Annotated in this window: 6 protein-coding genes and 1 pseudogene; 1 reads left to right on the plus strand and 6 read right to left on the minus strand. The window is 38.9% G+C overall.

The window, feature by feature from the left end; translation table 11 throughout:
- Nucleotides 1-571 precede the first annotated feature (571 nt).
- The 5 genes from F6K23_RS39100 to F6K23_RS39120 form a co-directional block, all read right to left on the minus strand.
- Nucleotides 572-1,276, minus strand: a complete 705-nt coding sequence (locus tag F6K23_RS39100; protein WP_293166385.1) for an HAD-IA family hydrolase — start codon at nt 1,274-1,276, stop codon at nt 572-574.
- 524 nt (nt 1,277-1,800) lie between these two features.
- On the minus strand, nt 1,801-3,012 hold the full coding sequence (locus F6K23_RS39105; protein ID WP_293166386.1) for an NAD(P)/FAD-dependent oxidoreductase: 1,212 nt from the start codon (nt 3,010-3,012) through the stop codon (nt 1,801-1,803).
- A gap of 922 nt (nt 3,013-3,934) precedes the next feature.
- On the minus strand, nt 3,935-4,420 hold the full coding sequence (locus F6K23_RS39110) for a hypothetical protein (protein WP_293166388.1): 486 nt from the start codon (nt 4,418-4,420) through the stop codon (nt 3,935-3,937).
- A 775-nt stretch (nt 4,421-5,195) separates the two neighbouring features.
- On the minus strand, nt 5,196-6,416 hold the full coding sequence (locus F6K23_RS39115) for a hypothetical protein (protein ID WP_293166390.1): 1,221 nt from the start codon (nt 6,414-6,416) through the stop codon (nt 5,196-5,198).
- Nucleotides 6,417-6,834: 418 nt separating this feature from the next.
- A complete protein-coding gene (locus F6K23_RS39120) occupies nt 6,835-7,029 on the minus strand; it encodes a hypothetical protein (protein ID WP_293166392.1) in 195 nt (64 codons plus the stop codon).
- A gap of 86 nt (nt 7,030-7,115) precedes the next feature.
- Here F6K23_RS39120 and F6K23_RS39125 point away from each other — a divergent pair.
- A pseudogene (locus F6K23_RS39125) lies at nt 7,116-7,622 on the plus strand (RNA-guided endonuclease InsQ/TnpB family protein); the annotation flags it as partial.
- A 52-nt stretch (nt 7,623-7,674) separates the two neighbouring features.
- Here F6K23_RS39125 and F6K23_RS39130 read toward each other — a convergent pair.
- The gene (locus F6K23_RS39130; RefSeq protein WP_293166396.1) at nt 7,675-8,217 is read right to left on the minus strand and encodes a class I SAM-dependent methyltransferase; all 543 of its coding nucleotides are present in this window, start codon (nt 8,215-8,217) and stop codon (nt 7,675-7,677) included.
- Between the last annotated feature and the right edge of the window lie 2,226 nt (nt 8,218-10,443).

Consider the following 10,443-nt stretch of genomic DNA (forward strand, 5'->3'; position numbering starts at 1 on the left):
TTAAAGGTCCCGCGTGGAATTTTGATCAAAAGCGTGGTAGAGAAATTTTCTACCACATTGGGAGATACCCCCTCAGTAAGTTAATCTTGCTGTGCATTGTTAACAATTGTTAGCAAAATAGTATCGGCAGCTATAGTAACTCTGTAAGTATATCGAATAAGTTCCTGCAAAACTTCTAATTTTCACTAATTATTTGGGCGTTGCTGAGTGGTAATGATTTTGAGATTAAGTATCAACGAAAAACATAAGTTTTTCAATTTTACTTTCAGTTACTTACCATTAGATTTTAGCAACGCCATTATTTGTTGGGCTTAATTTGAAGTTTTTACTTAAAATAAGTTGAAGATCAGATTATCTTGCTTGTATTAATACTCAAAAAAAATCTGCCCAACTGAGCAGATTTATATTGTCAACATCTACTTTTTGGAGGTTTCTACCATCCTGCATTTAATCATACCAATATTTTGCATCTCGATCATAACAGTTTAATAATTGTTATCTAATTATGATAAACTATAATAATAATTGCTTGAAAAAGTTATAAATTAGAGGGTGTAACCCCTCAATTTACCTAACTAAAACTATAATCAAAACAATCAAGAAGAGTAGCAAAGTGATTTTCCTCTGGTTGTAAAACCGTATTTCTACTTAATAAAAATGCTTTTATTCCTATATTAATTGCACCATTATAATCAGCAGTTAAACTATCTCCAATATGCACAACTTCTTCAATAGCACAACCACATTTTTGTAAAGCAGTGACAAATATTTTTCGATCAGGTTTAGCTGCTCCTACTTCTGTAGAAATAGTTACATTATCAAAAAAATCCGCTAACTTCAAGGCTACCAAAACGGGATAAAGTCGAGAATCAAAATTAGATAAAACTGCTAACTGGATTCCACGATCGCGCCACTTAGTTAATGCAGGTTTCACATCAGGATAAACACACCAAGGTGCAGCAGTAGCAAAATGATTGTAAAGTTCTCTAAAAAAACTCCTGAAATCAGAAAACTGCTCAAATACTCCCAGTTTTTTGTAAGTTGCAGTAGCGACTTCGCACCACCACTCAAACTCCAGTTCGGGTATTTTAGTAGACTGCACCCCAGGAAATGCCATCGGTGGAGCAGTTTTAAAACTTTCAAAAAAAGCTGCATTTACAGCGGCAGGGGAAACATCAACTTCCCACTGACTGGCAAACTGTTGATAAATCTCACCTACACTACCGCGCACACCAAATAAAGTACCAACAGCATCAAGCAAAATAACTTTAGTCATATTTAAGAAGAAGTAAGAAGTAAGAAGGAAGAAGAAAGAAGAAAGAGGAAGGTTGATATTCCCTTATTTTAGATATTCCATAAGTCAACAGTAGTCATGGCAGTTGCTATATAGAACCCATTTAATATCTACAGGACTTACGCAGAGCAACCATATATAGTAAGGGTTAACGGCCGTTAACCCCTACATATTGTGTATAATTTAATATTTTGCGTAAGTCCTGATCTATTTAAAAAGAGATGGGGAGGTGGGGAGTATTTTTTAACCTTTTTTTCCATATTCCTTGCCTACCAGTCTTTAATCATAAATTTAGGGTCAAATAAACAAAACACGATAGTGATTTTCAACATGAATGTAAAGATGATTAGAAGGAAAAAAGGAACTAATCATCAGGAAACTTTACGGAATAATTAAGCTTTAAAGCCTCTTCTTTGAAGAAGAAATAAAGACAAAAAATCCTTTTCGCCAATCCTATCGATTTTAAGCAAAGGTTTTAAGCAAAGGTAATGATTAATTATTAATTATTAATTATTAGTTGTTGAAAAACTTGATAGTGCCTCTTGAATAGGATTAACTATCCAGTTGAAAGCAACTTTAATTTGATGATCCAATGTGGGCAAGCGATACAAATAAACTAGACGTCTTGCCAAATGTGCTACCTGACCATCCAGTTTAATTCCTAAACTGGTAAGAGTCGCGTTGTCAAGTCCCAATGCCATCATTTCACCCAATGGCTGATAGCGGAATGGTAACAAAGGTCGCCCAGTGACAGATGCCCAGATATTCCAGGCAACATAATCAGATTGTTGTATCGCTACTTGAGCAGTGGTGGGTACTTTTTGTCCGTCCGCATCTTGGCAGTCTGCTAAATCTCCGAGAGCAAAGATTTGTGTATTGTCTTGCACTTGTAGAGTTGCACTGGTAATGATTTGGTCGCGCTGATTTTTTTTCAATGGTAATGACTTTACTACTGGGGCGACTTTTGTACCCACTGTCCACAAAACAATATCTACAGGAATGGTGTCAACTTGCCCTTTATACTTTAAGGAAATTTGATTAGTTTCAATAGACTCAATTTCTGTTTCTAAGTCAATCCAAATATTTCTTTCAGACAATGCTTGAGAAGCTGCTTCCCGGTTAAATTCTGGGGATGTTCGCAGAATCATATCGCTGCGTTCGACTAATCTAATTCGCCCCTTGTCTTGCAAACGATCTGCTAATTTACAAGCTAATTCTACCCCGCTATAACCACCCCCGGCAATGGCGACCCGAATTTTTTCGCGGTCTGATGCTTCTAAAACTCGTAACTTTTCTTGGAGACGGTAAGCATCATCAATGGTGCGGAATGGGATTGCATATTCGGCGGCACCTGTAACCATTTCCATTGGTGTTTCACCTCCCATAGCTAAAACGAGGCGGTCGTAACTGAATGCTTGACCGTTTTCTAGTTTTACTTGTTGTTGGTTGATATCAATTTCAGAGACGACGCCTTGACAAAAACGAATGTTGGTGTTGGTGAATAACTCTTCAAATGGAGGAGCTATTTCCCAGGTTTGTAATTCCCCGGTCACAAGTTCATATAATAGTGGGGCAAAGAGGAAGCGATCGCGCTGGTCTATCAGAATTATTTCTGGTTGTTCTGAAGGTTGCCAGGGAAACTGGATTAGGCGAAGGGCGGTATAAAGTCCACCAAAGCCACCACCAAGGATACAAATGCGCTGAGATTTTTCGGTCATAGTTAAGTAGGGGAAGTTAATATTAGGTTACTTCTCTATAGGATAGCAATATCGGAAGGAAGAGGGAAGAAGGAAGCAGAAAAAAACATAGATCATAATTAAAGCTTCTAGGAGCTTAGTTGCCCAACCCTTACTAAAGTTTAGTTTAGCCAAGGATGATATATAGTCATTTCAAATAAGAATGAAACTCTTTCAAGGTAAGAAGTGCTTGTATCAATCTCAACTGAAATAACTATAATTCTATAATTAAAACATAAAATTTTTAATTTTTATCTTTCTAAGACTTAGGGTATAGAGCAATGAATTTGGAGGATTATTTTTTATTTTTAAACTCTGATGATTTTATAATTAAAGGAGATATAATTGGTATTGATGATGTTAATTAAGTTATCAGTTATCATTACCTTTTGTAATAGGAAGTTTTGAAGATGCAGAAATTTATTTTTTATCCCCTTAAAAGGGGAGGCTTGAGACCTATTTTTTTTGTCATAGCTGATAATTAGAAAGGATATACACTAGAAAAAATTCAGACTTAATTAGTGACTTGAGGTTGATAAAAAATTTATGCTATTATTTCTTGATTTTAATACCTCATCGCCTACAGGGTATCTACAATTACTTGGGATTTGTAGATATGAAGTGGCAGATCTAATAACAATTCCCAAAAATAATGCTATACTTCATTAAGACTTCAGTTATTAAATAATAATAATAGTTCAGTAATGTTTTTCATTATTTTCGGCATTAAGCCAAGATATATTATATCTTTGAACCCTACTCTCTACTCCCTACTTCCTACTCTCAAGGAGATGTAGCAATACTTTTGAGATTTGGTATAATACTATCCCTATCCACTTATTCCTTTTCTCCTAGATAACTAAAAACCTTCTTCCTTCTTCAAAATATTAATTAGCAAATCACCTTAATCTTCATCTTCATCTGGTGGTCTAGTAATAACATCAAACAAAATTTTTGCTAAATCATTTTTCTCATCAATCTCTTGAACTTCCTCACTTATTGCCTTGGCTTTTACCAAATCACCCATCTTAGCAATAATTAATCCTGAAGCAGCATAAGCCGTAATCAAAAGATTAATTTGTTGCTCATTTTTTCGACTAGCTAATATAGTTTTTACCTCCTGCCAATCATCCGGTAAATTTTCCCGTTTTTTCACTTCATTAATTACCATATCAGCCAATTGTAGAGACATTTTCATATTATTTTTATAGAAAAAATAACGATAAGCACCTATCAAAATATCCAGATTTCCCTCAGTCTTAGCCAAAGCTTGATTAATATAATTTTCTGATGTCTCAGTATCCTCCCAATTTTCTACAGCTAACATCAATAAACTTTTGACATCTTCAGGGACATCATACCAGGAAAACTTATTTTCTTGAACTTGCATTTGTTTCAGATAAATAATATAGATATAGATAATAATTACTTTAAACTAGAAAAATTTGAAAATCTGCTAATCTTAATAACATTTTTACTTCTGTAGGTTGGGTTGAGCTTGCGAAACCCAATAGATATAGTTCAGATGAACAACGCTGCTTCATGGGAGCAAGATACTCCCACTGCCATTGCTCTTGACCAAATAATTACAATAGACAACCATTAAAATGCAGCACTACCGTTCCCAGAAATCTACAAAAATCTAATAAAATCTATAATTATCTGATTTTTGGCAAATTTTCTGTTCCTTATTGCTGGCAACGTCGGCGTTATCCAACTCCTCTGGCTGTCACGGTCGATACGTCGCCAATCCGACGGCTCCCCTAGACCCCCATAGCTAGATTTAAACTAGCATTTAAGTCTCGGCTGAAACTTTTGCTTGATCGGGCTAAATTTTTGGGTACATATCAAAATCATCCCTTGATAATGCAACGCCTTTTTTTACCGAAAAATTGTGGGTATGAGCCTCCCCTTTTAAGGGGATAATAAGCGGTCGTTTGCGGAGCAGTCCGTTAGGATGGGATGGCGAGGTCTCCTCGCCATATCAAATCGACTCCTGTGAAAAAAATTTTTCATTATTAGTCAATCCTCTTCTTTTCAAGGAGAGGTAATTATTCATTATTCATTATTCATTATTCATTGTTGAAATCACTTTCTGGTAAACCATCTATAAATCCTAGGGAGTCGCCTCTTTGAGACACTTTTTTTGTCACCCAATTTAATCGCTAAACCAAGCATAGACGGTTGTCACGAATGACAAACTCTTTAGGTATTGGTAGTTCATGCAGACTCCGTGCCACACTGCTCGTGTAGGCACCCGATGCATTCAGGATAACGCGGTCACCAACTTCTACTCTTGCCATCTTTTCGTTAAGACAAAAATAATCTGTCTCATAACAGGTACAACCTGCCAGGTCATGGACGAACATCGGTCCTTCTCGGAAAGGGATCTGAGCAACTGCTGGACGTGGTGCCCAGAACATCAAGTTCCAAGCAGAGGTATCTAAAACAACAATGCGATGACCAGAGGGATGCTCGTCTGCTGCTTTGACCTCCGCAACCAGGTAGCCTGCCATCATAGTCAATAACATTCCTGGCTCAATCACAAGCCGCACGGGTTGCTGGCGCTGGTTGTTGATACGAGTAATGGTTTTATTTACTAGATCCCAAACCCGTTGTGCTTCAGGTTTTTGCAGATGGAACAGGTAAGCCCAACCACCGCCGAGATTGAGCACTTCAACTTTAGGAAAGATTTCCAAGCAAGATACTAGCAAATCAAGGGTCTGATGTAGATCTGCTTCTGAAAAAGTTTCACCTTCATGAACATGAAGATGGACGACCTCAAGCTTATGGGTTTGTATTAAGCTGTGTAGACCGGAATCTTTTGGATCAACTCCAAATCTACTCCACCTGGTTACTACATTCTTAGCCTTGGAATCTTCGTGAAAAGGAAGGCGAAGTCGAAGCCCAACTCTTTTGTCTGGGTTAGCGCTTTCACACCAGACACGCAACTGAGACAGACTGCATAAATCTGGAATCACACCCTCAGTTGCCAAACGCTTAAGGTCAGCAACTGAGAAGCCTGGTGCTGTAGAGTAGATTGGCCACAGCCCTGCTGCTATGGCAGCATCTAGCTCTTGTATGGTGGTAATGTCTGCTCCTAGCCCAAGTTTAGCCATATGACGCAACACAGATTGGCAGCGGTTTGCTTTAACAGCCAAACAAAGCTCAATATTCGGAATTTCTCTGAGGTCGTTTCGTAAAGCCGTTACAGTGTCAGTGATGGTATCTAGGTCGTACACAAGTGCCGGGGTGGGAAGATCACTGGCAATCTTGAACAATTTCTCAGGAATAGTTGGAATAATTTTCATCCAATTTCTAAATTCAGTTACATCATCTCGCCACCCATCTTTTATTTCTTGGTTGTTATTGTGTTTTGATATCATGCTACTGCGAAATCTTAATTATTGTGAATAAGTTTTTCTTGTTGCGTCCAACTAATATAGAATCCGGGTAATTAGTTATCGTATTACTGAGGAGTAAGGAGTAACGAGTAAGGAGTAATATCAAATCCAGTTGAATACTTAATTGTATTGTTGGGGGAGATGGGGAGATGGGGAGATGGGGAGATTGAATAATGAACATATACTATATAACCGGATTCTATATAAAACCTTTTTTTACCGAATAATTAATGTTTAAAGCCTCTCCTTTAAAGGAGACAAAAGCGGTCGTTTGCGCAGCATGACCTTAGGATGGGATGGCGAGGTCTCCTTGCCATATCCAATCGACCAAGAGAGAAAAAATTTTCCTTTTAGTCAATCCTCTCCTTGAAAAGAAGAGGTAATAATTAATAATTAATTATTAATTATTAATTGTTGAACTCACTTTCTGGTAAACCATATATAAATCGTCATGAGTCACCTCTTTCAATTTAAATCCTGCCGTTTTCATAGTATCTTCTAGAACTTTGCCGTAAACCATTAAGAACTTGTGGCGATCGCTAGCAATTATTTCACCTTCTTTTTTGAAACGATAGTCTGTTTCCCAAAAGTACATTTCTTGATTGTCTAGGAAAGACAGATGCTTTTGTTGGGAGTATTGACTTAATCAAAGAATAACGATATAATAGGAAAGTATTTGAAAGTGTGAAGTCGTATCAGAGATTTGAAGCGAAGTTGTCTCGACTGCAATACCTAAATCGTCATAAAGAGGTGGGTTCTGCTAACGGTCGGGCAGCACAACGGAAGATAGCCAGGTTACATAGAAAAGTAGCAAACATCCGTCAAGACGCACTTCATAAATTGACAACATATTTAGCCAAAAACCACGGCACTATTGTCATAGAAGATTTAAACGTCAGGGGAATGTTAGCCAATCATAAGCTAGCCAAATCAATAGCTGACCAAGGATTTTATGAATTTCGCAGACAGCTTAAATACAAGTGCCAATGGTACGGCTCTGAGTTAGTAGTAGTTGATAGATTCTTTCCATCTTCTAAGACTTGTTGCAGGTGCGGTCACGTCCAAGATATGCCATTAAATCTGAGAACTTATGACTGCCCTGACTGTGGCTTGTCAATAGATAGAGATTTAAACGCAAGTATTAATTTAAGAAATGCGGTCGGCTCGACCGTGAATGCCTGTGGATGAGAAACCGCTGACGGCCTCAGTAGAAGCAGGAAGTAAACCTCAATTTGTCACGCTATGTGACGCTTTGTATCAGTTTTATAGAGCAGTAAACAATACCGTTGCCAATGTCTTGGTCGCCATCTGCATCGGTTTCTTCTGATTGAATGTTAAGTACAAACAATCCTCCGTCAACTAAATGGCGGGCAATATTGTTTAACATTTTAACGGTGTCCTCAAAATTGGGCAGAAAACTGTATAAGTGGTAATTGTTACCAACCCGACATACACCTGCCGGACCCCCATGGGAATATATTCCATCAAAAGATTCTTGTAGATCCATTGATAACACATTACCTTCTACTACCTTTGCCCGATTTCCCAAACGAGCTTTAGCCCGGTCTAACATAGCAGGAGTAAAATCTATTCCAGTTATCTCATAGCTGGGATCTAATTCGAGCAATTTTTCTGCAAGTAATCCCGTTCCTACCCCTATTTCGAGAAGTTTTTTCCGACCTTTAAGGATAGAGTCGAGGGACTGAGCTTCTTTCGCATAGTCGTAATATCCACTCTTCATAGTGGCGTCATAATACTCGGCAATGTCATCGTATTTATTCATGGTCGTAGCTCTCAGGCTTTTCTTTAAGAGACTGTTTGTAAAGTTTTGTAATATACAATGATTGACCTTTAAACTCTAACAACTTGGTTATTTATCCCAGATTTATAGGCTGAAATACCCAATTTGTCAGGGGTAAAAACACTTCATAATTATTTACAAACAACCTCTAAGACTGTTTATTGAGACTCTTTATCAAGCAAATTTTAGGACATCAAGGTCGTTTAGCCAAGTACTGCTGTATATGCTCCGCGAGTTTTTATCTCAACGTTGGTTGAAGACCCGCGCTCTCCCGAAGGGGAGCGTCGCATGGGAAAACCAATCAATTTTGCGGTTTTTTCAATAGTGTGTTAAACTTAAAAATATGGCTGCTGGGCTAGCAGTGTCAGTCTGTGGAGCGCGCTTTTAGACCGAAAAGAGGCTCGATCGACCTTGGAGGCTGGTGCATTGAAGCAGAAAAGCCTAATAGCGCGATGGTTAGGAATCCCGCGCTGTCACGCAAGTGCAGCGTCGGGAGGATGTCAATTTGTTAAAATATCTAACGGGAAGTAGGCGGCACCTCGAATAGTACCTAGTGCAGAATGGCAGAAATAACTAACCAGTTACAAAATCCTAAAAGCATTACCAATCAATACTTTTGACTTTTGACTTTTGACTTTTGACTTCCGCGTAGCGGCACTAGGCAATTTTTGCTTGGAAAAATACAATCAAATTCTCTATCGATCGACCATTCGGTCGATGGATCAAAGAAAGTAAGTTCCTCGCCAATTTCAATTGAAGTCATGGCCTTCACAACGCGATCGCTCGAATCGAAAAATACATTGGGACTACGGCTATGATTGATATACTAGAGTTGTCGCTAAATAAAGGGAAAAAATAACTCTAACCTAGACAGAGCAATAATTCCAAGCTTTTTTGAACCCCAATAGCTACAATCCTTACAGAACAAGGTTTTTGGGATTTTTTTAAGTTCTAAAGCGACAAGTCTACTATAAAAATTCTTGATCAAGCATAATATGTTGGTAATCACCAATTTGGACAGTTAAATAATTGGGGCGAGCTAGGCTCTTTTTTCCGCAAAATTTACCGAAAAGCGACGTTGAAAGCCCCCGTGTTTTAACCGGGGGATGAAAACAAGCGAGTCGTTTAGACAAGACTTCTAAAGTTTTCCTGTGCTATGATATGGATGTACAAATGTTTAGACATAAAGTAAACAGAAAGCTAGGTTTAGACGCTATGCTGACTGTGTAGGGGCACCGCGGAAATTGTCCCCAGAGAATATATCTTTGGTCATAATCATGAGAAAACGAAGCAACAAGGATTTATCGGTGTTGCGTAGTATCAACTTAGAATCCCCTCGGCGACAGCTGCGGGGAGTAGTCAAATATTACCTGTCCAGGAATAAATTCGACGGCTGTATGTAGGGATTTACTTCTAGTTGCCCTACACTCCCGGGTTTCGGCCCATGATGCAACAAAGCCGGTTTTTTCTAGGGATATAGTTTTTACCGAGAAATAGGGTGAAGCTCTCTGCCGAGTCCAGGAATGCTTAAATAGATTAACCTTATCATCTATTTCCTTATTGGACTATCACCTTTTGGTTCCAGTGTATCAGCCTGATTTCACTGGTTTGACATAACGACAGTTACACTTCTTTGCTCAAGGCTACCCATGGACACCTACTAGACGAGTTTCCAACTTGAGGCTGTCAGATATCGCCGTTTATCCCCGCTTCAAGGATTGATGATCAGTCTCGACCTTGGGGGCTATGCTTTCACCACAAGCATCAGTGGGGTAGGACTTTCACCTACATGGTTAATAAGTTGTCTAGGTTCAGCCGATAGGAATGGCTGAGAGCCATGCCCCGGTTAAGTTTTTGGGAATTATCCCAGACCCTTGACCGGGAACGGGTCGCACAGCGAAACTGCTATGAGAGGCAATAAGCGAAATGAAAGCCTTACTATTTGACATCCTCCCCGGCCTAAAGGCACGGGGATTCCTACTGAGCCGTAGCTCCTCGGCGGGTTGACGCTTTGCTTCGCATAGCTGCCGCTAACACAGGGTGCTGCTTCCTTGGCGGTAGTCTAACGCTTCCCTCCACGTCCGCGCACGAGTTTCCGAGTGCCCCCCGGCAACTAATAACACTGTACCACATATTCAATTCACTTGCACATAAAATAAAAAGTCGCCCTACAAGGGCGAGGCTTTAAACCCAATTTTTCGGTAAAAA

The sequence above is a fragment of the Okeania sp. SIO2C9 genome (assembly GCF_010672455.1).
GTDB lineage: Bacteria > Cyanobacteriota > Cyanobacteriia > Cyanobacteriales > Microcoleaceae > Okeania.